This window comes from Nioella aestuarii, from assembly GCF_050896395.1.
In the GTDB taxonomy this organism is placed as follows: domain Bacteria; phylum Pseudomonadota; class Alphaproteobacteria; order Rhodobacterales; family Rhodobacteraceae; genus Nioella; species Nioella aestuarii.
Map to the genome: position 1 here is coordinate 1 of NZ_JBPBBA010000031.1, position 22,931 is coordinate 22,931.

Annotated in this window: 19 protein-coding genes; 11 read left to right on the forward strand and 8 right to left on the reverse strand. The window is 62.6% G+C overall.

The window, feature by feature from the left end; all coding sequences use genetic code 11:
- Window positions 1–2,978: bifunctional proline dehydrogenase/L-glutamate gamma-semialdehyde dehydrogenase PutA (gene putA, locus ACROHD_RS15730; RefSeq protein ID WP_432679220.1), on the reverse strand; the 2,978-nt coding region annotated here is incomplete at its 3' end.
- Window positions 2,979–3,111: 133 nt separating this feature from the next.
- On the opposite strand from putA, the gene ACROHD_RS15735 reads away from it, so the two are divergent.
- Complete coding sequence (locus tag ACROHD_RS15735; RefSeq protein ID WP_432679222.1) at window positions 3,112–3,567, forward strand: Lrp/AsnC family transcriptional regulator; 456 nt, start codon at window positions 3,112–3,114, stop codon at window positions 3,565–3,567.
- A gap of 349 nt (window positions 3,568–3,916) precedes the next feature.
- Here the strand turns inward: ACROHD_RS15735 and ACROHD_RS15740 are convergent, their stop codons facing one another.
- On the reverse strand, window positions 3,917–5,242 hold the full coding sequence (locus ACROHD_RS15740; RefSeq protein ID WP_432679224.1) for an aspartate aminotransferase family protein: 1,326 nt from the start codon (window positions 5,240–5,242) through the stop codon (window positions 3,917–3,919).
- A 248-nt stretch (window positions 5,243–5,490) separates the two neighbouring features.
- Between ACROHD_RS15740 and ACROHD_RS15745 the strand changes: the two genes are divergently transcribed.
- On the forward strand, window positions 5,491–6,375 hold the full coding sequence (locus tag ACROHD_RS15745) for a MurR/RpiR family transcriptional regulator (RefSeq protein WP_432679226.1): 885 nt from the start codon (window positions 5,491–5,493) through the stop codon (window positions 6,373–6,375).
- Here ACROHD_RS15745 and ACROHD_RS15750 read toward each other — a convergent pair.
- The 4 genes from ACROHD_RS15750 to ACROHD_RS15765 are packed head-to-tail and all read right to left on the reverse strand — an operon-like array spanning window position 6,367 to window position 11,652.
- A complete protein-coding gene (locus tag ACROHD_RS15750) occupies window positions 6,367–7,248 on the reverse strand; it encodes a dimethyl sulfoxide reductase anchor subunit family protein (protein WP_432679227.1) in 882 nt (293 codons plus the stop codon). The genes ACROHD_RS15745 and ACROHD_RS15750 overlap by 9 nt on opposite strands.
- The gene (locus ACROHD_RS15755) at window positions 7,248–7,997 is read right to left on the reverse strand and encodes a 4Fe-4S dicluster domain-containing protein (protein ID WP_432679228.1); all 750 of its coding nucleotides are present in this window, start codon (window positions 7,995–7,997) and stop codon (window positions 7,248–7,250) included. The genes ACROHD_RS15750 and ACROHD_RS15755 overlap by 1 nt, the downstream gene beginning before the upstream one ends.
- Window positions 7,994–8,833, reverse strand: a complete 840-nt coding sequence (locus tag ACROHD_RS15760) for an alpha/beta fold hydrolase (RefSeq protein ID WP_432679229.1) — start codon at window positions 8,831–8,833, stop codon at window positions 7,994–7,996. The genes ACROHD_RS15755 and ACROHD_RS15760 overlap by 4 nt, the downstream gene beginning before the upstream one ends.
- The gene (locus tag ACROHD_RS15765; protein ID WP_432679230.1) at window positions 8,830–11,652 is read right to left on the reverse strand and encodes a molybdopterin oxidoreductase family protein; all 2,823 of its coding nucleotides are present in this window, start codon (window positions 11,650–11,652) and stop codon (window positions 8,830–8,832) included. The genes ACROHD_RS15760 and ACROHD_RS15765 overlap by 4 nt, the downstream gene beginning before the upstream one ends.
- A gap of 293 nt (window positions 11,653–11,945) precedes the next feature.
- On the opposite strand from ACROHD_RS15765, the gene ACROHD_RS15770 reads away from it, so the two are divergent.
- From ACROHD_RS15770 to ACROHD_RS15780, 3 genes are all read left to right on the forward strand, one after another.
- Window positions 11,946–13,037: a CapA family protein gene (locus ACROHD_RS15770; protein ID WP_432679231.1), complete on the forward strand. Its 1,092-nt coding sequence runs from the start codon at window positions 11,946–11,948 to the stop codon at window positions 13,035–13,037.
- A 74-nt stretch (window positions 13,038–13,111) separates the two neighbouring features.
- Window positions 13,112–14,110, forward strand: coding sequence for a deoxyribose-phosphate aldolase (gene deoC / locus ACROHD_RS15775; protein WP_432679232.1), 999 nt, complete (start codon window positions 13,112–13,114; stop codon window positions 14,108–14,110).
- Between the two features lie 381 nt (window positions 14,111–14,491).
- Window positions 14,492–16,843 (forward strand): aldehyde dehydrogenase family protein, encoded by a 2,352-nt coding sequence (locus ACROHD_RS15780; RefSeq protein WP_432679233.1) that lies wholly within the window; start codon window positions 14,492–14,494, stop codon window positions 16,841–16,843.
- An 85-nt stretch (window positions 16,844–16,928) separates the two neighbouring features.
- Here ACROHD_RS15780 and ACROHD_RS15785 read toward each other — a convergent pair whose 3' ends face one another.
- Entirely contained in the window at window positions 16,929–17,531 is a 603-nt protein-coding gene (locus ACROHD_RS15785) for a DUF1523 family protein (protein ID WP_432679234.1), read from the reverse strand.
- A gap of 110 nt (window positions 17,532–17,641) precedes the next feature.
- Here ACROHD_RS15785 and ACROHD_RS15790 point away from each other — a divergent pair, with 110 nt between their 5' ends.
- On the forward strand, window positions 17,642–18,931 hold the full coding sequence (locus tag ACROHD_RS15790) for an acetylornithine deacetylase/succinyl-diaminopimelate desuccinylase family protein (RefSeq protein ID WP_432679235.1): 1,290 nt from the start codon (window positions 17,642–17,644) through the stop codon (window positions 18,929–18,931).
- Between the two features lie 166 nt (window positions 18,932–19,097).
- Window positions 19,098–19,247, forward strand: a complete 150-nt coding sequence (locus tag ACROHD_RS15795) for a hypothetical protein (RefSeq protein ID WP_432679236.1) — start codon at window positions 19,098–19,100, stop codon at window positions 19,245–19,247.
- Here the strand turns inward: ACROHD_RS15795 and ACROHD_RS15800 are convergent.
- Window positions 19,244–19,597 carry a hypothetical protein gene (locus ACROHD_RS15800; RefSeq protein WP_432679237.1) on the reverse strand — a complete coding sequence of 118 codons (354 nt, stop codon included), beginning with the start codon at window positions 19,595–19,597 and terminating at the stop codon, window positions 19,244–19,246. The two genes, ACROHD_RS15795 and ACROHD_RS15800, sit on opposite strands and share 4 nt — an antisense overlap.
- A 133-nt stretch (window positions 19,598–19,730) precedes the next feature.
- On the opposite strand from ACROHD_RS15800, the gene ACROHD_RS15805 reads away from it, so the two are divergent.
- The 4 genes from ACROHD_RS15805 to ACROHD_RS15820 all read left to right on the forward strand — a co-directional run bounded on the left by ACROHD_RS15805 (window position 19,731) and on the right by ACROHD_RS15820 (window position 22,797).
- Window positions 19,731–20,483 carry a helix-turn-helix domain-containing protein gene (locus ACROHD_RS15805; protein ID WP_432679238.1) on the forward strand — a complete coding sequence of 251 codons (753 nt, stop codon included), beginning with the start codon at window positions 19,731–19,733 and terminating at the stop codon, window positions 20,481–20,483.
- A 180-nt stretch (window positions 20,484–20,663) separates the two neighbouring features.
- Window positions 20,664–22,028, forward strand: coding sequence for an MATE family efflux transporter (locus tag ACROHD_RS15810; RefSeq protein WP_432679239.1), 1,365 nt, complete (start codon window positions 20,664–20,666; stop codon window positions 22,026–22,028).
- Window positions 22,025–22,453: a glyoxalase superfamily protein gene (locus ACROHD_RS15815; protein WP_432679240.1), complete on the forward strand. Its 429-nt coding sequence runs from the start codon at window positions 22,025–22,027 to the stop codon at window positions 22,451–22,453. Before ACROHD_RS15810 ends, ACROHD_RS15815 begins: the two co-directional genes overlap by 4 nt.
- Before the next feature lie 38 nt (window positions 22,454–22,491).
- A complete protein-coding gene (locus ACROHD_RS15820) occupies window positions 22,492–22,797 on the forward strand; it encodes a hypothetical protein (protein ID WP_432679241.1) in 306 nt (101 codons plus the stop codon).
- Window positions 22,798–22,931 lie beyond the last annotated feature (134 nt).

Consider the following 22,931-nt stretch of genomic DNA (forward strand, 5'->3'; position numbering starts at 1 on the left):
GGTGCGGAGGGTGCACTCACCGCGCGGAAACGGGCCACGTAGGCGGGACCGCCAGCCTTGGGCCCGGTGCCCGACAGCCCCTCGCCGCCGAACGGCTGAGAGCCGACGATGGCCCCGATCTGGTTTCGGTTCACGTAGATATTGCCCGCTTTAACCGCTTCGGTGATGTGCTGGACCCGGTCGTCGATCCGTGTGTGCAACCCGAATGTCAGGCCAAACCCCTTTGCGTTGACCGAAGCAATGACCTTGTCGATCTCGTGCGATTTGAATGTCGCCACATGCAGCACCGGACCGAACACCTCTTTCTCCATGTCCTCGATCCCGTTCACCCTGACCGCGACCGGCGCAACGAAACTGCCTGCCTCGGGCGCGCTCACCTCGTGCAGCACCTGGCCTTCAGCACGGGCGCGGGCCACGTAACCTGCAATGTCATCGCGCGCAGCGGTCGAGATGATCGGGCCCACATCTGTGGCCGGATCCCAAGGGTCGGCAACCGTCAGCTCGTCCATTGCCCCGTTCAGCATCTTCAGAAACGCAGGCGCGATATCCTGTTGCACGTAAAGACACCGCAACGCCGAGCAGCGCTGGCCCGCCGATTGGAAGCTGGAGGCCACGATATCACGGACCGCCTGCTCCGGCAGAGCCGTCGAATCCACGATCATAGCGTTAAGCCCGCCGGTTTCCGCGATCAGCGGCGCATGAGGCGCAACCTTGCCCGCCATCGCGCGGTTGATGCGCTGTGCGGTGGCGGTCGATCCGGTGAAGCAGACGCCCGCCACACGGGAATCGCCGGTTAGAAGTCCGCCAATGCGGCTACCTTTGCCTGGAAGCAATTGCAGCGCATGAACGGGCACCCCAGCCTCGTGCATCAAGCGCACCCCAAGCGCCGCCATCAGCGTGGTGGTCTCTGCCGGCTTGGCCAGCACCGCATTCCCTGCCGCCAATGCAGCTGCGATTTGGCCTGTGAAAATAGCCAGTGGGAAGTTCCAGGGGGAAACGCAGGTAAAGATGCCGCGTGGGGCGTCTTCGGTTGCCTGATCGGCGTAATAACGCAGGAAATCCACCGCTTCGCGCAGCTCGGCCACGCCATCCATCAGGGTCTTTCCGGCCTCTCGCGTCAGGACTGCAAAGATCTCGCCGAAATGCGTTTCATAAAGGTCGGCAGCTTTCAACAGCGCCGCCCGGCGCGCCTCTGCGGGCGCATCCCAGATTCGGGCCGCGTTAAGCGCGGTTTCCACATCCGCCTCGGTCGCCTCGGACACGCGGCCAACGATATCGCCCGGTTTGGCGGGGTTCACCACGTCCATCGCGGCCTCGCCCTGCACAGGACCGGCCAAAAGCGGGCCAGCCTGCCACTGACGTTCCGCAAAGGGCGCACGGGCAGCCTCGATCGCGGCCAGGTCATCTCGGGAGTGCAGATCAAATCCCTTGGAATTCAGGCGTTCCCCAAAGAGGCGCGGCGGCGCGATGACGCCGGGCGCAGGGGTTTTCGCGGCCTCTGCCAACTGCTCGAACGGATCGGCGCCGACCACCTCTGCGGGTACGTCCTCGTCCACGATCTGGTTCACGAAACTGCTGTTTGCCCCGTTTTCCAGAAGCCGCCGCACGAGATAGGCCAGCAAGTCGCGATGCGCGCCGACTGGAGCATAAATCCGACAGCGGGTGGCGTTTTTCTTGTGCAGGATATCATGCAACGCCTCGCCCATCCCGTGCAGGCGCTGAAACTCGAACGTGTCGAAATCCTCGGCCATATCCAGAATGGCCGCTGCCGAATGGGCGTTGTGGGTGGCGAATTGCGCATAGATGCGGTCGGAATAGCCAAGCAGTTTCCGCGCACAGCACAGATACGCCACATCGGTCGCCGGTTTGCGGGTGTAGACTGGGAACCCCGCCAACCCCTCGACCTGCGCGCGCTTGATCTCGGTATCCCAATAGGCGCCCTTGACGAGGCGAACCATGATCTTGCGGTCGAGCTCGGTTGCGAGCGCGTTGAGCCAGTCAATCACACCCGGCGCGCGCTTGCCGTAAGCCTGCACCACCACGCCGAACCCGTCCCACCCGGCAAGGCTGTCATCGCGCAGCACCGCCTCGATTACGTCGAGCGAGATATCCAGGCGGTCCGCTTCCTCAGCGTCGATATTGAGCCCCATACCAGCTGCCTTGGCGTCCTGCGCAAGGTCCAGCACGCGCGGCACCAGCTCGGTCATAACGCGCGCGTATTTGGTTTCTTCATAACGGGGATGCAGTGCCGACAGCTTGATCGAAATCCCGGGATTGGCGCGGATATCGTCATGCTTTGCCTCGGTCGCAAGCTTGGCGATGGCGCCCTTGTATGCCGCGAAAAAATGGTCCGCATCATGGGCCGTCATCGCGGCCTCGCCCAACATGTCATAGGAATATGTGTAGCCCTGCGCAGTGCGGGATCTGCCGCGCTTCACAGCCTCGCCGATGGTTTCCCCGAGAACGAATTGCTGGCCCATTTCCTTCATCGCGCGCGCCACGGCCCGGCGGATAACCGGTTCCCCCAGACGTTTCACCGCCCCGCGCAAGGTTGCGGTCAGGCCGGGTTCCGCGTTTTCTTTCAGAACCTTACCAGTCAGCATGAGGCCCCATGTCGAGGCATTGACCAGAGAAGAGCTTGAATGGCCCAGATGCTTGCCCCATTCGGAGGGCGCGATCTTGTCCTCGATCAGCGCATCCATTGTCTCGGCATCCGGCACGCGCAACAGAGCCTCGGCCAGACACATAAGCGCCACGCCTTCCTCAGTGGAGAGCCCGTATTCGGCTAGGAACACCTCCATCAGGCCGGGCTTGCTGTCGTTGCGGATGGCGTTGACCAGCTCTGCCGCCGAAGCCGCCATGCGCGTTCGGGTGGTCAGATCGGGGGCCAGCGTGGTCGTGAGGCGGTGAAGCAGAACGGTCTCATCGGCCAGATGGTCGGCGCGGATGGACTGGCGCAGATCGGCAAGGGTGGTCATGGCAAACCTCGAAGACAAGAGATGCATATCTCTAGCACCCTTACGAAAGTCTGGTTGCCTTTCCTTGTTGAAAATTCCGGCTCCTGACCCTATTCCATGGCTTGATTCAGGCTGAAATTACCCAAGAGGACGCATGGAAAGTCAACTTGACCGGTTCGACCGGAAAATCGTTTCCCTGTTGCTGAGCGACGGTCGCATGCCTGTGACCGAAATTGCCCAGAAGATTGGATTGTCGAAAACCCCCTGCCAGATGCGGGTGAACCGGTTGCGCAAGGATGGGGTGATCCGGGGCTTTCGGGCGGTGGTGGATCCGGCAAAGCTGGGGCAGGAGCATGTGGCCTTTGTAGAGGTGCGCCTGACGGACACGACCGAGGACGCGCTCCGGGCGTTCAATGGCGCAGCGCTGAAGGTGCCCGAGATTGAGCAAGCGCATATGATTGCAGGCGCGTTCGACTATCTCTTGAAGGTGCGGACCAGGGATATCCGCGATTATCGGCGGGTGTTGGGAGAGGTGATTTCTGCGCTACCTTTCGTTGGTCACACTTCCACACATGTGTCGATGGAGGCGGTGAAGGACCAGGCGTTCTGAGCCGGTTTCGCCGGGGACACCCCGAACACCCCCTTGTGCATATGGCGGGTCGGTTTCGCCGCCTGTCGGCGTCGACCCGAGAGCGGCCCTTCTCAACCCCCGGCTGACGCCGGAGGCCTCGGCGGGCCGCGTTGCCACGGCAGGTTGAGGGGGCGGTGTTAAGCAGCGAATGTTGGCCTGAGGATCGAGGCCAGGATGCCTCCGACGGGAGTATTTGGGCCAAAAAGAAGCCGGATCAGAATGGAACTTCCGGAATTGGGGGATGGCCGGAACAAGAGTGAGGAACGCCTCTGGCGGGCGGTGCAGCGCAAGGACAGGATTGAGCTGGGTCACGAGACGCGCGGGGCGGTCATTGGGAGAGCGCGGTGTCAATTGCGCGGGAGAGTTTGCTTGCCAGCTCGTCGATCTGACGGTCAGTGATGATGTAAGGCGGCGCGAGCAGTATATGGTCACCTGCCTGACCGTTGGCAGTGCCGCCTGAGGGGTAGCAGATCAACCCCTCTGCCATGGCTGCCGACTTGACCTTGAGATGCAGTTTGCGCGCGGGATCGAAGGGGCGTTTCGTGGCCCGATCCTCGACAAGTTCCACACCCCGCAGGAGCCCGCGCCCACGCAGGTCGCCCACATGGGCGTGTTGGCCAAAGGCCTGCTGCAGCGCCGCCTGCAACACCTCGCCCTTGGCCTTCACCCGGTCGCAAAGGCCCCGCGAGACGATGGCGTTGACCACAGCATGACCGGCAGCGGCGGCAAGCGGGTGGCCGTGATACGTATGGCCATGCTGGAAGCTGCCGGAGCCCTGTTCGATGGCCTTGTAGATCGGGGCAGAGGCCAGCATCGCGCCGATCGGGGCATAGCCCGCGCCAAGGCCCTTTGCGATGGTGACGATATCAGGGGAAATCCCGTCAGCCTCGCTGGCAAAGAGATGCCCGGTCCGGCCCATGCCGCACATGACCTCATCGAGGATCAGCAGCACGCCATACTTGTCGCAGATTTGCCGGATGCGCTTGAAATAGCCCTCAACGGCTGGAACCGCACCCGCCGTTGCGCCCACCACCGGTTCGGCGATGAAGGCCATGATGGTATCAGGGCCTTGGCGCAGAATTTCCTCCTCCAGCGCATTGGCAGCGCGCTGGCCGAACTCCCACCGGCTTTCAGCGTCCTGCCGCTCTCGATATTCGAAGCAGGGCATGATGTGATGGGTATCCACCAGAAGCGGCGCGTATTTTTGCCGCCGCCAGGCATTGCCGCCTGCAGCCAGAGCACCGAGCGTGTTGCCGTGGTAGCTTTGCCGCCGGGCGATCAGCTTATGGCGCTGCGGCTGGCCGGTTTCTAGATGATATTGGCGGGCGAGCTTGATGGCGGCCTCGACCGCTTCGGACCCGCCGGACAGCAGGTAGACCTTGTCAATTCCAGCGGGCGCGTGGGTGATCAGCAGGTTGGCCAGTGCCTCGGCGGGTTCCGAGGTGAAGAAGCCGGTATGGGCGAAGGCGATCGTGTCAAGCTGTGCGTGGATGGCGGCACGCACGTCTGCATCGGAATGTCCGAGACAGGACACCGCCGCACCGCCAGAGCCGTCCAGATAGGCGCGGCCTTCGGAGTCATAGAGATAACAACCTTCGCCGCGAACTGCTGTGGGAAGGGACCCGGGGCCGCGCCCGAACATGTGCGACGTCATTGGCCTGTTCTTTGCGAAAGGGGGATGCTGCATGGGCGATATTGGGGGCATGGGTGGCTGCGAAAATGGACCACGGATGGTCCCCGCTGGACCTGGCCCGAGGTCTGGGCAAGCTGATGCGTGGTCATGGTACCCTCTTCGATTGCGTCGCAACAAATTGCGAATGCAGAATGAATGAAACAAACCATTGATTTCCGTCAAGACATGAAGCAAACGCGCGGAATTGAAACAGAACTGGTTTTGACGACATGACCCTCGACGATCTCAGACAGGCTTTGGCAGAGCAGGTTCACACCGCTTCGCCCAAGGTGTCGCGCCTTGCTGCATGGGCTTTGGAACATCCACAGGAGATGGCGTTTCACTCCGTCAGGGCCTTGGCGAAACGGGCGGACGTGAACGCAAACACGGTGTTTCGTCTGGCTGTTGCGCTTGGATTTCCCGGCTACGAGCCGTGCCGGTCGGCCTTTCAGGCGGCGCTGAGAGGCGAGGGTGGCATGTACGGGTCGCGGGCAAAACAGCTGCGATCCCGGGGCACGGCGGCCCTGTCGGCACGAATTCGCGAGTCGGCGCACAAGAACCTGGACGCGCTGTTTTCCGATGCGAACGTCCAGAGGGTCAGCGAGGCGGTGGACCTGCTGGAAGCTGCCGAGCGTATCTTCGTTGTCGGGGTACGCAGCTGTTTCTCGCTGGCCCATTACCTCAGCTACTCGGGACGCATGGCGTTTGATAGCTTTGCCCCGCCGCTGAACGAACCCGGCGGCATCGCCGACGCCATCACCTCGACCGGCCCTTCGGATGTGGTGGTCGTGATCACCTTCTCGCTCTACTCGTCCGAGGTCGTGCGCGCCTATGAGGCCGCGCTTGCACGCGGGGCGCGGGTCATTGCCATCACCGACAGCTATGTCTCACCGGTGGCGCGGGGGGCCGATGTGGTCTTTTGCCTGCCGATGGATGGGCCGCAGCCCCTGCCCTCTCAGGGCGCATCCTTCGCGTTGGCCGAAGTGCTGGTGGGCGAGATGATCGCGCGCAGCGACAGCGCCGCACAGCGGATTGCCGACTACGAAGACAGGATGCTGGAATTCGGTGGTTACGTGCAGACCGCGCCGGGGGCCCGACCCAAGGGATCAGGCTGAGCGCTTCCCGTAATACAAACCAACGACATGCTCTGCCTCTGCAAAGAACAGCCAACGGGAGGTCACGAGGCCAGCAACGTGGGCAAGCACAGCGAGCAGGCCAAGCACATGACCCGCGCCCGGGATGATCAGCAGGACAACCGGCAGGCCATAACCCAGGGTCAGCGCGATCATTCGCAGCTTGCGGGAATGCTTGCGGCCCACCACATGCACGAACTCCTTCAGCAGGTAGTTTGTGCCGGTATGGGGCGGCTCGAACGCGCGGATGGTGCCGGGGGAACCCAGACCCGTAGCGGTGGCAAGGTTGGTGCCGGATTCGCGAAGCGCACTGTCCCCGACCTGCCAATGGGCGACCTGCACGGCAGCAGCCAGCGCCAATAGCGCGGCGGCGGTGGTCATCTGGCCCGCCAGCAGCGCACCGCCCGCGATGGACAGCGTCAGAAGGTGAATGGGCGTCAGCGGCTGGTTCCAGCGTGGCACGGTCCTGAGCTGCCCGTAGATCATGGAGGTGGAATAGACGGTCAGAACCGATAGCGCCGCCCCGATCCAGCCGACCAGTGTCAGGCGGGTACCTAGGAACACGGCACAAAAGGCGTAGACCGCCATGACCAGCAGCGCCATGACCGACAGCCATGCCTCGCGGCTGAGCCAACTGGTTTTCCACTGGGTGAAGGCGCGCAAGGCCCGTTGCGGATTGCCCAGGTGAAAGGTCGAGGCCAACAGCCCACCCACGGCCAGCGCATAGGCAATGGCGTAGAAGACGAAGGCGACCCAGCCGGTGACGGGCGGAAAACCGAGGCCCAGGAAGAAGAGCAGCCCAAAGCCGAGGCCCGAGAAGCTGGTGAAGATGATGACGGACGGTGCGGGATGCATCAGAGCTTCTCCAGTGCCTTGTCCAGCCAGCCGAGGAAGCCTTTGGGGTCTTCGGCGACGGGTTCGAGGAAGGGGGCGAGGATGTCGATATCCTCGGCGCGGTCCTGTTTCGGACGCGGCGGCAGGTACTTGTTGACGGGCTTGGTGCCCTGTTCGGGCATCAGGTCCATCCCGCCACGCTCGGCCACCAGCTTTGACACGTCGCTGTCGGGATCGCCCAGATCACCGAAATGGCGCGCGCCCGCGGGGCAGGTGCGCACGCAGGCGGGCTGGCGGTCCACCTCGGGCAGGTTTTCATTGTAGATCCGGTCCACGCAAAGGGTGCATTTCTTCATCACCCCCTCCAGCGCGTCCAGTTCCCGCGCGCCATAGGGGCAGGCCCAGGCACAGAGGCCGCAGCCGATGCAGGCGCTCTCGTTCACCAGAACGATCCCGTCCTCTGACCGCTTGTAGCTGGCCCCGGTCGGGCACACCGTGACGCAGGGCGCGTCTTCGCAATGCAGGCAGGACTTGGGGAAGTGCACCAGCTGCGCAGGGCCTTCGGCGGGCGTAATCTCGTAGCTGTGGACCCGGTTCAGGAAGGTGCCCGCGGGATTGGCGCCATAGGCGTCCACATCGGACAGCGGTGCACCATAGTTTTCCGTATTCCAGCCCTTGCAGGAAATCACGCAGGCATGGCAGCCGACGCAGGTGTCTAGGTCGATCACCAACCCGAGTTTCTTTTGCGTGCTGACGGGAAGCTCGGTCATGCGGCCTGCTCCTTGCGGGTGTCTTGGACGAAGGCCGAAAGATCAGCGGCGAACCGGTCCGGGTCTTCAAGGAAGGGGGCGTGGCCGATGCCATCGTATGGCAGGAAGCGGCCTTGTGGCATGGTTTCAGCGGCGGCCTTGCCCGTTTGCGGGGAAACAACCGTGTCGGCGGTTCCATGGATCACCAGACCGGGGCAGGTCATGGCGGCGTAGGTTGGGCGCATGTCCCAGTTGGCGGCAAAAAGCGCACGGCGAGCAGTCGCCGGGCAAAGCATGTTGGCGGCGACCATGCGGCCATAGGTTGCGCGGTCCAGCGGTTTCGCGGTGCAGGCGTCGACGAAACGGGCCGTGGCGGGGATGAGGCGCGAAAGATCGGTGGTATAGAGATTACGATCAAGGCCGGGGCTGGCGGGGCCGACCATCCAATCCTCGCGCGCAGTGCCGATGGCGAGGATGCCTCCGGCCAGCACGACACCCGCAAGGGCCACGTCGCCATGGGTAGCCAGGTAACTTGCGATAACCCGGCTGCCATAAGACCAGCCAACGAGGGTGACGTTGCTCAGATCATGCAGAGCCATGACGGCGGCGACATCGTCGGCCCAGAGTTGCGTGTCGGTATAGGCTGCCGGATCCTCGGGCTTGTCGGACGCGCCGTGGCCACGCAGGTCCATCGCGACGATATGAAAGCGGTCCCTGAGCCGGTCGATCAGCGGATCCCAGCACAGCGATTGCTGCGCCCATCCGTGGATCAGCAGGATCGCGGGATTGGCGGGGCTGCCTGCGGTATAGGTCGCGATCCGGGTGCCGTCGGAGCTGGTGATCTTTGCGGCACTCATTTGCCCACCTTCCATGCGAGGTTCTCCGGTCCCTGCCCCACGGGGGACTTTATCGGCGGATAGGAAGGTTGCGATTCTTCCGGCGCTGCGACCTTCTCGATTTTCACGCGCAGGTCGAACCAAGCCGCCTGACCGGTAACCGGATCAGAGTTGGTCCAGCGCATTCCATCGCCCTTCGGCGGCAGAAGTTCATGTATAAGATGATTAAGCAGGAAGCCCTTGGTGGCCTCCGGCGCGTGCTCATCCAGCGCCCAGGCCCCCTTGCGCTTGCCGATGGCGTTCCAGGTCCAGACGGTGTTTTCATTGAGTGCGGCCATGTGGGCGACAGGGACGGTGATGGATCCATGGGCCGAGGTGACCTTGGCCCAATCGCCCTCAGAAAACCCATTGGCGTCCCAGATCTTCGTCGGCACATATAGCGGGTTGCGCCCGTGCAGTTGCCGGAGCCATGCGTTCTGGGTGCCCCAGCTGTGATACATCGCCATGGGCCGCTGCGTCAGTGCGTGAACCGGGAATTCCTCGGTATCAACATGGCTGTCCTCAAAGGGCGCATACCAGATCGGCAGCGGATCCATCACTTGCTTGACCCGCTCGCGCAGATGTTCGGGCGGTTGGCGATCACCATGGCCCTCAGCGGCCAGCTGGAAACGGCGCATCGGTTCCGCGTAGAGGCTGAAGAGGTAGGGCTGCGGGCTGTCAAAGATGCCCATGCCCACGGCCCAATCCTGATAGGCATTGTTCCACGGTTTGAAATACAGCGCCTCATCCGGGATGTGTTCAACGAAGAAGCCGCCATTTTCGATATAGCGGTCGAGCTGTTCGGGGTTCGGCGCGCCCCGCCCCTTTTCGCTGCCATCGCCCCGGAAGCCTGCCAGCGGACCGATGCCGGGCTTGCGTTCGTGGTTCACGATATAGTCGGCATAGTCCTTGTACTTGGCGCTGCCGTCCTCGTTGACGAAGGCAGGCATTCCAAGGCGCGCGCCGAGATCGACCAGCACCGACTGGAAGCCGCGCACATCGCGGTCAGGCTCGATCACCGGCCAGCGGATCGCGTCGGCTGCCGCATCAGCCTCGCAGATCGGGCGGTCGAGCAGCGAAATACAATCATGCCGCTCCAGATAGGTCGTGTCGGGCAGGATCAGGTCCGCATAGGCCACCATCTCGGAGCTATAAGCGTCGGAATAGATGATGCGCGGAATGACATACTCTCCGCTGTCGTCCTTATCCGTCAGCATCTTCATGACGCCCGACGTGTTCATCGACGAATTCCACGACATGTTCGCCATATACATGAACAGCGTGTCGATCTTGTAGGGGTCGCCCGCATGGGCGTTGGAAATCACCATATGCATGAGGCCATGGGAACTCATCGGATTTTCCCAGGTGAATGCCTTGTCGATCCGCGCCGGAGAACCATCCGGTTTTAGCGCCAGATCCTCTGGCCCGTGCACGAAGCCAAGATGGGGGCCATCAAGAGGTGTATCGGGTGTAACCTTGCTATGCGGTTTCGGGTGGGCCTCCATCGGTTTCGGATAGGGCGGCTTGAAGCGGAAGCCGCCGGGCACCTCGACGCTGCCAAGGATGATCTGCAACACATGCAAAGCGCGGCAGGTCTGGAAGCCGTTGGAATGGGCGGAAATCCCGCGCATCGAATGGAAGCTGACCGGGCGACCGATCATCTTGTCATGCTTTACACCCCGGAAATCAGTCCAGGGCTGGTCGATCTCGATCTCTTCCTCGAAAGCCACTCGCGCCAGTTCGGCGGCGATATGGCGGATTCGTTTCGTGGAAATGCCGACACGGTCGGCCACTGCCTCGGGCGTGTAGTCGTCTGACAGATAACGCTCTGCCATAAGCTGGAACACCGGGCGATGCGTGACACCTGCATTGCGCCAGGTGCCGGCAAGGTCGGGCACTACATCGGGATCGTCGAAGGGCGCAGGCTTGCCGGTGCGGCGATCCAGAACCAGCATCTTGCCGTCTTCGTCGCGCAGTAGCAGACCGTGTTCAGGCGAGCTTTCGTCGCCATTCACCAGCACCGGCGCATTGGTGTAACGGCGCAGGTAATCGAGGTCGATCCTGCCTGCCTTCAGCAGGCAATGGATGAGCGACAGGATGAAGAGCCCGTCGGTGCCGGGGGTGATCCCCACCCATTCGTCGGCCACGGCGTTATAGCCCGAGCGGATCGGGTTCACGCCGATCACCTTCGCGCCGCGCGCCTTGATCTTGCCAAGCCCCATCTTGATCGGGTTCGAGTCGTGATCTTCCGCAACGCCGAAGATCATCAGCAGTTTCGTATGATCCCAGTCCGGCTGACCGAATTCCCAGAACGCGCCACCCATGGTGTAGATGCCACCCGCCGCCATGTTGACGGAACAGAAGCCGCCATGAGCCGCGAAATTGGGAGTGCCGTAGTTCTGCGCCCAAAGGCCCGTGAAGCTTTGCGACTGGTCGCGACCGGTGAAGAAGGCGAGCTTCTCGGGGTTGGTTTCGCGGATCGGTTTCAGCCACGACACCGCCAGTTCCAACGCCTCGTCCCAGGTGATTTCCTCGAACTCACCTGACCCGCGCGGACCGACGCGTTTCAGTGGCGCGCGCAGGCGCGAGGGCGCGTTGACCTGCATGATCCCCGCCGAGCCCTTGGCACAGAGCACGCCCTTGTTCACCGGATGGTCGCGATTACCCTCGATATAGGCGACCTGGCCGTCCTTCATGTGCACGTTGATCCCGCAGCGGCAGGCGCACATGTAGCAGGTCGTCTTGCGGATCTCGTCCGATACTTTCGGGGAGAGATCAATCGCGGGTTGAGTATGGGCCATGGGTGTCCTGTACCTTCCTGCCGGAATACCTGTTCTTCATTTCCGCCGTGTGCGGCGAACGGAGCACAAAAGTTAGGCTCTTTCCAGAACGTTTTATCGCATTTCTGGTAACGATGCTTGACCCAACAAGCGAGGGCCAGTCTTTTAGGGGCAATATGGCCAGTTTTTCTGTAAGCGCTTACATTATGTCGCAGAGATCAACCCTCTTCGCAGGGCTTCTGATGCTGTCTGGATGTGTTCCGGGGGGCGAATCACCAGGCGATGCGGCCTGTATTTCGACCAATAGCCCCCCGATGGTGCAGCGTGACATCTTTCAGCCCGGCGCGATAACCGTGGCGGCCGTGGGAGACGTTCTGATGCATGTACTTCTACAAGAAGTCGCAGCGTCACAGCCCGATGGATACGGTACGTTGCTGCGCCATGCCGCGCCGTATCTGCAATTGGCGGACGTGACCATTGCCAATCTGGAAGGCCCTGCTGCCCGCGATGTCCTGCCCGGTGGTGGAGAACGGGCGGTGCCTGCCGGGGTGATCTATGACGGTCAGGTGTATTCCGGCTACCCCGCGTTCAACTATCACCCCTCGTTGGTCCCGGCCTTGCGCGATGCGGGCATCGATGTGCTGCAGACGGCGAACAATCACGCGATGGACCGCGGGTCTCTGGGCGTCGACAGAACACATGAGGCGATTGCCGCGGCGGGACTGCCCCAGACCGGTACCCGGTCTCGTTCAGCGCCAGATGCGCCCTGGCACACGGTGATCACGGCAGGCGGCGCACGGATTGCCTTTCTGGCCTGTTCCTATTCCACCAACGGCCGCGCCGATCCCAACCATCAGGTTCTGCAATGCTACCAGGATGAGGCCGAGCTGCTGTCCACCATCCAGAGCCTGCGCGCCAGTGCGTCTGTCGATGCGGTGATTGTCCTGCCCCATTGGGGCGCGGAATACACCCAGTCCCCAGACGCCAACCAGCGCCGCCTTGCCCGCGCCGCGATGGAGGCCGGGGCCGCCGCCGTGATCGGCACCCACCCGCATGTGCTGCAACCAATCGAGCACGTCACCACGTCGGATGGGCGTCAGGGGTTCATCGCTTACTCGCTTGGCAACTTCATCTCGTCACAATGGACACTGCCACAGCGATCGTCGGTCATCCTTTATTTCGACCTGCTGCCCGGCCCGGGCGGGCTGGAGGCACAGATGCCCGCCTATCTCCCGACCCGCGTGACACGCTATGTCTCGGGCGTGGTGGTGCAGCCTGCCGAACAAGCGGTTGATGGGCAGCAAAGCGTCACCCATGTTGCGCAGGTTCTGGGGCATGAAGGCGTGCTAAGCTTGGCCGATATCGCACGCCTTCAGGGCCGCCCGATCTGCACGCGACGCAGCTGACGCGACGCAGGTGCTTGCGCAGCTTCGCAGCCCGTGCGACTTTGACCACCTGATCAAGAAATGGACCGGACGGGATGACCCAGACGACCCTAGAGACCACCACGACCGCCGCAGGACTGCCGCAGGTCAGTGACCCGCGCAACCCCGGCATGGCGCTGGATATGGATTGGGTGATGGGCGCGCAGGCCAACACCTCAGCCATTGAACGCCGCTGCGCCACCCTGCCCGGCCGCCGGACGGTCAAGAAGGAATATCAGGCCGCATGGCTGGCCCGCGCGATTTCCTGCATCGACCTGACGACACTGGCGGGCGACGATACGCCGGGCCGGGTGAAGCGGCTCTGCGCCAAGGCGATGCAGCCGGTGCGCGCCGATCTGCTGGAGGCCATCGGCCTGCCCAATCTCACCACCGGCGCGGTCTGCGTGTATCATGAGATGGTGCCGGTCGCGGTCGAGGCGCTGGCGGGGTCCGGCATTCCGGTCGCCGCCGTATCGACGGGCTTCCCGGCGGGGCTCTCGCCCTATCATCTGCGGGTGAAAGAGATCGAGGAAAGCGTGAAGGCCGGGGCCGAGGAGATCGACATCGTGATTTCTCGCCGCCACGTGCTGACCGGCAACTGGCAGGCGCTGTATGATGAGATGAAGGAGTTCCGCGAAGCCTGTGGCGAGGCGCATGTGAAGGCCATTCTGGCGACGGGTGAGTTGGGCACTTTGCGCAACGTCGCCCGCGCCTCGCTCGTCTGCATGATGGCGGGGGCGGATTTCATCAAGACCTCGACCGGCAAGGAAAGCGTCAATGCCACCCTGCCGGTGTCGCTGGTCATGATCCGCGCGATCCGGGCCTATCAACAGGCGACCGGATACCGTGTTGGCTACAAGCCCGCGGGCGGGATTTCGAAGGTGAAGGACTCGCTGGTGTACCTGTCGCTGATGAAAGAGGAACTGGGCGACAGATGGCTGCGGCCCGACCTCTTCCGTTTCGGCGCCTCGTCCCTGTTGGGCGATATTGAGCGGCAGCTGGAACACCACGTGACCGGGGCCTATTCCGCCAGCTGGCGGCATGCGATGGCATAAGGAGGACGCATCATGCTCAATCAGATTTCTACTAAGACACGGTCAATTTTCCTCGCGCTGGCAACGAGTTGTCTTTCCACCGCGGCCTTTGCTCAGGTCAGCGAGGACTTCGGCGCAGAGTGGCTAGTCATAACGGGCACAACGAGCGCAGACCTAGTTCGCCGGGGATTTGAACTCTTGACGTCGTCCAGTCACACGATTGGAGATGCAACCGAGGTGGTCGTAACTTTTTGGCTCAATGAAAACGACGGCGTTGTTCGCTGTGTTGAATACCTGAATGGGCATGAGCCTGCGGGTGTCAGACTAATCGGTGACATCCGGCACTCAGAGAGACACTACGGCTGTGGCCTACCTTACCTCCCCCAGTGAACGGCGGAATAAATGACCATCCCCGAGATTTTCGAGACCATGGAGTACGGCCCCGCGATGGAAGACGCCTCCGAAGCCCGCGCGTGGATCGCCAGGCATGAGGGCCGGTTCGGCCAGTTCATCGGTGGGGCCTTCACGGCACCGGGTGAGACCTTCGCCACGAAGAACCCCGCCGCAGGTGAGGAATTGGCGCAGGTCACGCAAGGCAGCGCGGCGGATGTGGAGGCGGCGGTTGAGGCGGCCTCCAAGGCCTTCCCCCGCTGGTCGAAGCTGTCCGGGCACAAACGCGCCCGGCACCTCTATGCACTCGCGCGGCTCTTGCAGAAGCACAGCCGCCTGTTCGCTGTGGTGGAAACACTGGATAACGGCAAACCGATCCGCGAGGCCCGCGACATCGACGTGCCCCTCGCTCAGCGGCATTTCTATTATCACGCCGGTCTGGCGCAGCTGCGCGATAGCGAGTTGCCGGGGCACCAGCCGCTTGGCGTCTGCGGGCAGGTGATCCCATGGAACTTCCCGCTTCTGATGCTGGCGTGGAAGGTCGCGCCCGCGCTGGCCGCTGGCAACACGGTGGTGCTGAAGCCCGCCGAATACACGTCGCTCACCGCGCTGCTCTTTGCCGATATCTGCCGCGAGGCTGGGTTGCCCAAGGGTGTCGTCAATATCGTCACCGGCGATGGTGCGACGGGGGCGGCACTTGTCGAACATCCCGGCATCGCCAAGGTGGCTTTCACCGGCTCGACCGAGGTGGGCCGCAAGATCCGAGAGGCGACGGCGGGCAGCGGCAAGGCGCTGACGCTCGAACTGGGGGGCAAGTCGCCCTACATCGTCTTCGACGACGCCGATATCGACAGCGCCATCGAGGGGCTCGTGGATGCGATCTGGTTCAATCAGGGGCAGGTTTGCTGCGCAGGATCGCGCCTGCTTGTGCAGGAGAACATCGCAGAAGATTTCCATGCCCGACTCAAGGCCCGTATGGCCAATCTGCGCGCAGGCGATCCGCTAGACAAATGCATCGATATCGGCGCGGTGGTGGACCCGGTTCAACTTGCGCAGATCAGCCGGATGGTGAGCGAGAACAATGCGGGCGAGACCTATCATGCGCCGATCAACATGCCGTCCGAGGGCTGTTTTTACCCGCCCACGCTGATCACCGGGCTGGAGCCTGCGGACCGGCTGATGCAGGAGGAAATCTTCGGCCCCGTCCTTGTGTCCTCCACCTTCCGCACGCCGGGCGAGGCGGTGGCGATGGCTAACAACACGCGCTATGGGCTTGCAGCGACAGTCTGGACCGAGAACGTCAACCTCGCGCTCGACGTGGCGCCAAAGCTGGCGGCGGGGGTGGTCTGGGTCAACGCCACCAACCTCTTCGACGCGGCGGCGGGCTTCGGCGGGGTGCGCGAAAGCGGGTTTGGCCGCGAAGGTGGTTGGGAGGGTCTGTTGGCCTATCTCAAGCCCGCGGATGCGAGCAAGCCGGTGAAGCCTGCGAAGGTTCATGAGGCAGGCGAGGCGGATTTCGACGGGATCGACCGCACCGCAAAGCTCTATATCGGCGGCAAGCAGGCGCGGCCCGATGGCGGCTATTCGCGCGCCATTCACGGGCCGCGTGGCGCGCTGCTCGGCCATGTGGGGATCGCGAACCGCAAGGATATCCGGAACGCGGTGGAGGCGGCGCAGAAGGCCGCCGGTTGGGGCAAGACGACCGGGCACCTTCGGGCGCAGATCCTCTATTACCTGGCCGAGAACCTCGGTGCGCGGGGGGCCGAGTTTGCCGACCGGATCCGGGCGCAGACGGGGCGGTCTGCTGCCTCGGCCCGGGATGAGGTGGACATCGCGCTGTCGCGGCTCTTCAGCTACGCGGCCTGGGCTGACAAGTTCGACGGCGCGGCCAAATCGGTGCCCATTCGCGGCGTGGCGCTGGCGATGAACGAGCCCGTCGGCGTGATAGGGGCCTTCTGCCCGGAGGATGCGCCCTTGCTCGGCCCGGTGTCGCTGCTGGCGCCAGCGATGGCCATGGGCAACCGGGTGATCCTGGTCGCCGGCGAAAGCGCGCCGCTTAGCGCCACGGACCTTTACCAGGTGCTCGACACGTCGGACGTGCCCGGTGGTGTGGTGAACATCCTGACCGGGGCACATTCCGATCTGGCAAAACCGCTGGCCACCCATATGGATGTTGACGCGGTTTGGAGCTTCTCCTCCGCAGAAATCTCGGGTGCTGTGGAAAAGGGTAGCGCCGGAACGCTGAAGCGGACCTGGGTCAACAATGGGCGCAACCCCGATTGGTTTGGAGCAGCTGGCGAGGGCAAGGCGTTTCTGAGTGCCGCGACCGAGGTGAAAACGATCTGGGTGCCCTACGGGGAATGAGCGTGTTTCGCCGCCTGACGGCTTCGATCCGCGGGGGCTTTGCCCCCGCACCCCCAGAGTATTTACACCAAGAAGAAAAGCGGGTTCAGCGGCCCGACACACGGTCTTTCAGCTTGGCCCACCGGACAAGAACCCAGTCGACCGCGGGGTCTATCACGCGATCCTCGAACCGTTCCCAGAGTCTCCACAGGAAGAAGACAAACCCGGCTAGAAGCAGAAGGATCACGATGTTGAGCCACGGAAAGAAGGTCACGTCGGGGCCATCAACGGCGCGGATCGCCACGGCATTGGGATAGATAGACAGGGCCGGCAGCCGCCATCCGTAATGGGTGATCACAACCCATTGCGGATTGGCAGACGTGCTGGTCAGATCCGCCGCCTCGGCATGAAGATTAGAGCTGTCGAGCTTGAAATAGGGCGGCCAGCCGAAGCCCGTATCCTCGTTGCGATAGACACTGACATTGCCATCGGGTTGGGTCGTGTTGATCAAACGCAGATCGCGGTTGGTTCCGTCCGTGTTGCCTGTATCCGAGCGGGCATAGAACATCCGGTTCCAGCCCGACAGGTCAGCTCGGATGATTTCGGTTCCAGTGATCCGCACGACATCACGTCCCGGCAAGGTGTAATGCAGGAACCCGCCAATGAAGAGCGCGATCAGCAGCAGGATAATCCAGCGAACCCATCTCATATCGGTCAATTCCTTTCCGGCGAATGGCCTTTTCCTATCGTGTCAGATGGGCACCGCCAAGCCAAATACGAGGGCTTGCGGCATGATGGCCATGGGCGCAAAGTGCGCGCATGAGTGATGATCCAAGCCTAGACCGCCTGTTTGCCGAGATCGCTGCCCGTGAGGGAGAGCTGATCCAGCTGACACAAGACCTTGTCCGCATTCCCACGCTGAACCCGCCGGGGCTGCATTACCACGACATCTGCGATTTTCTTGGCGACCGGCTGCGCCGCAAGGGTTTCCACGTGGACATGATCCGCGCCCGTGGTGCGCCTGCCGACAGCGAGAAATACCAGCGCTGGAACGTTGTGGCGCGTCATCAGGGGGCAGGCGGCACCGGCGAATGCGTGCATTTCAACAGCCACCACGACGTGGTCGAAGTGGGCCATGGCTGGACCACCGACCCGTTCGGGGGCGAGTTGAAAGAGGGGCGCATTTACGGGCGCGGCACTTGCGACATGAAGGGCGGGCTTGCTGCGTCTGTCATCGCGGCAGAGGCGTTCATTGCGGCCTTCCCCGACTATTCCGGCGCCATCGAGATCAGCGCCACGGCGGATGAGGAGTCCGGTGGCTATGGCGGTGTTGCCTACCTGGCGGAACATGGCTGGTTCTCGCCCGAGAAGGTCCAGCACGTGATCATCCCCGAACCGTTGAACAAGGATCGGATTTGTCTGGGTCATCGCGGCGTCTGGTGGGCCGAGATCGAAACCAAGGGACGGATCGCCCATGGCTCCATGCCCTTCCTAGGTGACAGCGCCATCCGTCATATGAGTGCGGTGCTGGAGGAAATGGAGCGCACACTCTATCCGCTGCTCGCCGGAAAGCGCACGGCGATGCCGGTTGTGCCCGAGGGGGCGAAGCAATCGACGCTTAACGTGAATTCCATTCATGGGGGAGAGCCAGAGCAGGACTCGGATTATACCGGCCTGCCCGCGCCCTGCGTCGCAGACCGATGCCGCATCGTCATCGACCGGCGCTTTCTGATCGAGGAAGACCTGAACGAGGTGAAGGCCGAGGTCGCGCGGATGCTGGAAGGCATCAAGGCCAGTCGTCCGAATTTCGAATATGACATCCGAGACTTGTTCGAGGTGATCCCTTCTATGACGGACGAGGACGCGCCGGTGGTGAAAACCGTGCAGGCCGCGATCGAAAAGGTCTTGCACAAGCAAGCGGAATTCGTTGTCTCACCCGGCACCTATGACCAGAAGCATATCGACAGGATAGGCAAGCTTAAGAACTGCATCGCATACGGGCCGGGCATTCTGGACCTTGCCCATCAACCCGATGAATGGGTGGGGGTGCAGGACATGATGGACAGCGCCAAGGTGATGGCGCTCACTCTGCGGGAACTGCTGACCTGAAGGGGCGGGCGCGGCATCGTGTCATGGGCGCGAGGCCAGGGCCGAGCCGAAGCCTTGCAACCCGCGCAAGCCGGGGTTGAGGATTCGTCGGGTGGTGGTGGGCTGAGCAGAGGCGTATCAGCGCCACCGAACACCTTCCATCCCGATCTTATACAGGATCAAGACAATGCCTCACGCAGCCCACAACCTGCACGCCTTCAGCTTTCTGATGACCGCCCTAGATCTGCGCGGTCTCTTCCCCGGCACCCGCACCCGCAAGGCGTCTGAACCGGTCCCGCACTGGATCGACTTCCTGCATCCGACCCCGCGGGACTAAAACGCGCCGGACCGCCCTTGCCGGTTCGCGCCAGTCACGAAAACAACAGGGTCGCCGCTGGACCGCAGGGCGGCGATCAGCAGATACGGCAGGAACACCACCGCGCCGAACAGCATTGCTGCACCAAGCGCGATGCCAGCCCCGCTGAACCCATGCCGCCAGGCGACCCAGAACGCCGAAAGCAGCAGATATAGCAGGAAATCCAGAGCGAACTGGCCGGGCCATGTGACAGTCAGGATGGCGCTGAAAAAGGGTGTAAAGAAGTCCAACCCGTCGCGCAGGATCACCGCGCCGGAATAAACCCAGATCACCGCAACCATTCCTGCGATCAGCCATTTGATTCCTTGCATGACAGACTCCTGTTCTATGTGTCAGCTCTGGCAGTAACTGGACCGGGGTCATTGCAGCAATTACCTCTGAGGTAACTGTGTTTCGCTCGGGCAGAGCGCTATGCTGCCGCTGTGTTTCAGCCGGAGATCCCCCATGCAATTCGGAGAGTCCTTGCGCGACTGGCGCAGCAAAAGACGAATGAGCCAACTCGATCTGGGTTTGTCGGCCAATGTGTCGGCCCGGCATATCTCGTTTCTCGAAACCGGCCGGTCACGGCCGAGCCGGTCGATGGTCCTGACACTTTGCGAGGAGCTGGATGTGCCCCGCCCCGACCGCAACCACATGCTGACCGCCGCTGGCTTTGCACCGCTCTACAAGGCGCGCAACTGGGAGGCGTCCGACATGGAGCCCGCCCGCGCGGCGATGGAACATATGCTGACCAGCCACGCGCCCTATCCCGGCCTCGCGCTGGACCGGCATTGGCGCATTTTGCGGATGAACGCGCCTGCCGAACGGCTCTTTGGCCTGTTCGGGATACAGGAGGGCGACGCGATGTTGGAAGCGATGCTTGGAAACGCGACACTCCTAGATGCCATCGAGAACCTGCCGGAATTGGCCCTGCATCTGTCGGCACGACTGCGTACAGAGAGCGCCCATCTGGGGGGCGACGCGGTGCTGGAGGCCTATGCGGCAGCTCTTGACCGGCTGATCGCCGCGAGACCTCGGGCCGACGGACCATTGCCCGCCTTTGTTCCCACGCTGATCAGGTTGGGGGACGCGCGGCTTTCATTCTTGTCCACCATTGCGCAGTTCGGCTCGGCCGAGGATATCGCGCTGGCAGAGATCCGGGTGGAGCTTATGTTCCCCGCAGACGACGCCACTCGCGCCGCGATGACGCCCCCTTGACCCCATGCCGCGGCTCACCTAGGAGATGCGCAGGCCGCAGGCGCCTGCCATCCGCAGACATTCGTCATGGTGAAGCCCTGTTACTGATACGACCCATCATCCTGCTCGCATATCGCGCGGATGGTAACGCGGATACCCGTCCAGTCTTTGCGATGTGTTCACAGCAAGGAGATAGGGGCCATGTCAGTCATTCCCCGGAACACGTTCACAGACGGACCGCTTGGCGCAACCTATGCCCGAACGGCCCTTCCCATCATATTCGTCATGGGCATGAACGGGCTTTTGTCCGTCAGCGATGCTCTCTTTCTGGGCCGCTATGTCGGGCCAGACGCGCTTGCCGCCGTCACCATGATGTTTCCCGCCTACATGGTGATCGTGGCCAGCGCTACCTTGACCGGCAGCGGGTTGTCCAGCGTGCTGGCCCGGCATCTGGGGCGCGCGGATGGCCCTGCCGCGCGTCAGGTCTTTGCCTCTGCGCACGGATTGGCAGTGGCGATAAGCGGTCTGCTGATCCTTGCATTCTTGCTGTTTGGGCCGGCTGTTGCCCTTGCCACGGCGAGAGGGGACACCGCATTGGCGGATATGGGGCTAAGCTATATGCGCATCCTCGTGCTGGCTGCGCCTTTGACATTCCTTCTGTCGGTGCATTCCGACGCCCTGCGCAACGAAGGGCGTGCGGGTTTCATGGCGGCGATGAGCCTGCTGGTGTCACTGGCCAATATCGGCTTCAACTACCTGCTGATCGCTGGACTTGAGATGGGCGTGGCCGGGTCAGCCTATGGCACCGTACTTGCACAGACGCTGGCCTTTTCGATCATCGCGGGGTTTCGCGCTCGGAGCCAAGCCGCTCTGACCCTCAGGGGACTATTCCAGCACAATCCTCTTACCGGGTGGGGTGAGATCCTGTCGCTTGGCGCCCCGCAGAGCCTGACTTTCATCGGCATCGCCCTTGGAACGGCGGCGGTCATGGCCGCGCTGCAAATGACCGGCGGGAACGACTATGGCGTGACGGTATCAGCCTATGGCATCGCCTCTCGGCTGCTGACTTTTTTCTTTCTGCCACTTCTGGGACTGTCCCATGCCATGCAGTCGATTACCGGCAATTGCATCGGGGCCGGTCAACCCGACAGGGCGCGAAACAGCCTGCGCCTGGCGATCGCCCTGGCCTTTGGGTACTGCCTGCTGACGCAGATCGTTCTGCTTGTGTTTGCCAGTCGCATCGGGGCGGGGTTTGTCGAAGATACCGCCGTGGTGGCCGAGGTCGGGCGCATCTTGCCGATGATCACGGCGGCAATTGTCCTGACCGGGCCACTGATGATGACCGCCATGCATTTTCAGGCCATCGGAGATGCGGCACGCGCAGCGTTGCTTGGCCTGTCCAAACCTTTCCTGTTTGCCATTCCCCTGACTTTTGGACTGGCGCTATGGATCGGTGAAACCGGGGTCTGGCTGGCCGGGCCGGTGGCCGAGGTGCTACTTCTCGTGCTGACCTTGATTGTCCTGCGACGCAGTCCGACGCCAGCAGCGCAGGAGGTGCGCCCATGAAATCGCCCTTACCTACCCGCAATGCGGCCAAGGATGCCGCCCGAGATCTGCGAAAAACTTTGGCCAAAGACGGTGAACATATCAGCCACGGTCAAGCGCTTGACCGGGTGGCCCGCGCCCACGGATTCCGAGATTGGAACACGCTGTCCGCCGCCATCGCCGACACGCCCCCAACCCGGCTAATCCCCGGTGCGCGGCTATCGGGGCGATATCTGTCGCAGCCATTCATAGCAACGGTGCTAAGCGTGGAAGAGCCCAAGAAGGGTTGGTTCCGCGTAGGGTTGGATCTTGATAACCCGGTGGATGTGGTGACGTTCGATAGCTTTTCGAACCTGCGCAGGCGGATTCGGGGGACCGTTGGACCAGATGGCAGGTCGAAGGAGACGACCTCGGACGGTGTCCCCCATCTGGTTCTGGATCTTTGAAAGTCCGGGCCGGGATTGCCTCGTCGCTACCAAGCGGCATGTCCGCGACCACAATCGCGTATGTCAAACGCCGCCGGACCGTCGCGCCATGCATCCCCCCAAATATCCATGATGGGGCCAAGCGTGCTGTCCATATCTTGCAGCAGCTTGCCAGCCGAATCGCCTACCAAAGCGATATCGCAATGCCGGTCGATCAGCCTGGCAACGGGGTGACTAAGCCAATCAGACAGACCAGCGGCACCCCGTCTTTGCGGGCCCGGATATCAGCGGGCATCGGGGCGGTTTTCCTTGCAGCGGTGTTCATGTCCCTTCCCATGCAGCGCCATTGTGAGACTGCGGCATAGTGCGCTGCGGCGCATAAATTCAGCAACGCCACGAGGGCCACGCAAGAAATTTCCTCGTCAACTCGCTTGATTAAGCGCCCGCTTCGCCCTTTCATGGGGCAGAGGACCGGCATGCGACCGGCCATGACAGGGAG

Bases quoted from the DNA above. Each gene is read 5' to 3' on its own strand.
- ACROHD_RS15735 (WP_432679222.1), top strand. From the start codon at position 3,112: ATGGAAAGTCAACTTGACCGGTTCGACCGGAAAATCGTTTCCCTGTTG.
- ACROHD_RS15740 (WP_432679224.1), bottom strand. From the start codon at position 5,242: ATGACGTCGCACATGTTCGGGCGCGGCCCCGGGTCCCTTCCCACAGCA.
- ACROHD_RS15745 (WP_432679226.1), top strand. From the start codon at position 5,491: ATGACCCTCGACGATCTCAGACAGGCTTTGGCAGAGCAGGTTCACACC.
- ACROHD_RS15750 (WP_432679227.1), bottom strand. From the start codon at position 7,248: ATGCATCCCGCACCGTCCGTCATCATCTTCACCAGCTTCTCGGGCCTC.
- ACROHD_RS15755 (WP_432679228.1), bottom strand. From the start codon at position 7,997: ATGACCGAGCTTCCCGTCAGCACGCAAAAGAAACTCGGGTTGGTGATC.
- ACROHD_RS15760 (WP_432679229.1), bottom strand. From the start codon at position 8,833: ATGAGTGCCGCAAAGATCACCAGCTCCGACGGCACCCGGATCGCGACC.
- ACROHD_RS15765 (WP_432679230.1), bottom strand. From the start codon at position 11,652: ATGGCCCATACTCAACCCGCGATTGATCTCTCCCCGAAAGTATCGGAC.
- ACROHD_RS15770 (WP_432679231.1), top strand. From the start codon at position 11,946: ATGGTGCAGCGTGACATCTTTCAGCCCGGCGCGATAACCGTGGCGGCC.
- deoC (WP_432679232.1), top strand. From the start codon at position 13,112: ATGACCCAGACGACCCTAGAGACCACCACGACCGCCGCAGGACTGCCG.
- ACROHD_RS15780 (WP_432679233.1), top strand. From the start codon at position 14,492: ATGACCATCCCCGAGATTTTCGAGACCATGGAGTACGGCCCCGCGATG.
- ACROHD_RS15785 (WP_432679234.1), bottom strand. From the start codon at position 17,531: ATGAGATGGGTTCGCTGGATTATCCTGCTGCTGATCGCGCTCTTCATT.
- ACROHD_RS15790 (WP_432679235.1), top strand. From the start codon at position 17,642: ATGAGTGATGATCCAAGCCTAGACCGCCTGTTTGCCGAGATCGCTGCC.
- ACROHD_RS15795 (WP_432679236.1), top strand. From the start codon at position 19,098: ATGCCTCACGCAGCCCACAACCTGCACGCCTTCAGCTTTCTGATGACC.
- ACROHD_RS15800 (WP_432679237.1), bottom strand. From the start codon at position 19,597: ATGCAAGGAATCAAATGGCTGATCGCAGGAATGGTTGCGGTGATCTGG.
- ACROHD_RS15805 (WP_432679238.1), top strand. From the start codon at position 19,731: ATGCAATTCGGAGAGTCCTTGCGCGACTGGCGCAGCAAAAGACGAATG.
- ACROHD_RS15810 (WP_432679239.1), top strand. From the start codon at position 20,664: ATGTCAGTCATTCCCCGGAACACGTTCACAGACGGACCGCTTGGCGCA.
- ACROHD_RS15815 (WP_432679240.1), top strand. From the start codon at position 22,025: ATGAAATCGCCCTTACCTACCCGCAATGCGGCCAAGGATGCCGCCCGA.
- ACROHD_RS15820 (WP_432679241.1), top strand. From the start codon at position 22,492: ATGTCCGCGACCACAATCGCGTATGTCAAACGCCGCCGGACCGTCGCG.